At 47.5% G+C, this 918-nt stretch carries 1 protein-coding gene; it reads left to right on the forward strand.

What is annotated here, in order from left to right:
• Nucleotides 1-833: reverse transcriptase domain-containing protein (locus FE783_RS37310; protein ID WP_274381482.1), on the forward strand; the 833-nt coding region annotated here is incomplete at its 5' end.
• Between the last annotated feature and the right edge of the window lie 85 nt (nt 834-918).

Consider the following 918-nt stretch of genomic DNA (forward strand, 5'->3'; position numbering starts at 1 on the left):
ATACAGTGAACCAAAGTAAGCTGGTAGAGGTACTATCCAGAACCATTAAAGACGGGCGGGTCATCTCGCTTATCCATAAGTACCTGAAAGCCGGAGTAGTCGTCAAGCATAAGTTTGAGGACACGGAAATCGGCGTGCCGCAAGGCGGGAACCTAAGTCCGATTCTCAGCAACATCATGCTGAACGAACTAGATAAAGAACTGGAAAGCCGCGGCCATCGATTCGTCCGCTATGCGGACGATCTCCTCATCTTTTGTAAAAGCAGAAGAAGCGCTGAACGGACGCTGGAGAACATACTCCCCTTTATCGAGGAAAAGCTGTTTCTCAAAGTAAATCGGGAAAAGACGGTAGTGGACGAGGCGAGGAAGGTCAAATTTCTTGGTTTCTCCTTCTACGCAAAGATGGAGGAAATACGAGTCCGCATCCACCCGAAATCCATTGCAAAGATGAGGTCCAAAGTGAAGGAACATACATCGAGAAGCAACGGAATGGGAAATGAACAGCGGGCGGAGAAGCTTAGACGTTACATCATGGGGTGGATCAACTACTTCAAGATAGCGGATATGAAGAGTCTGCTTCAATCAACGGATGAATGGATGAGAAGGCGGATACGCATGATCTTCTGGAAGCAATGGAAACGGGTAAAGACGAAATTCGAAAAGTTGCAAACGCTCGGAATCCATACACAGAAGGCATGGGAGTATGCAAACACAAGAAAGGGCTACTGGAGAATCTCCAATAGTCCCATCCTCTCGAAATCCCTCGGCAATAACACACTAAAAGGGTTAGGATTCCTCTTCTTTTCAGATTATTATCGACAAGTCACTGCGTGAACTAAGGAACCGCCGTATACCGAACGGTACGTACGGTGGTGTGGGAGGTCGGCTACTCAATTAATGGGTAGCCTCCTACCCGATT

The organism is Paenibacillus mesophilus (assembly GCF_005938385.1).
GTDB classification, from domain to species: Bacteria; Bacillota; Bacilli; order Paenibacillales; family NBRC-103111; genus Paenibacillus_AB; species Paenibacillus_AB mesophilus.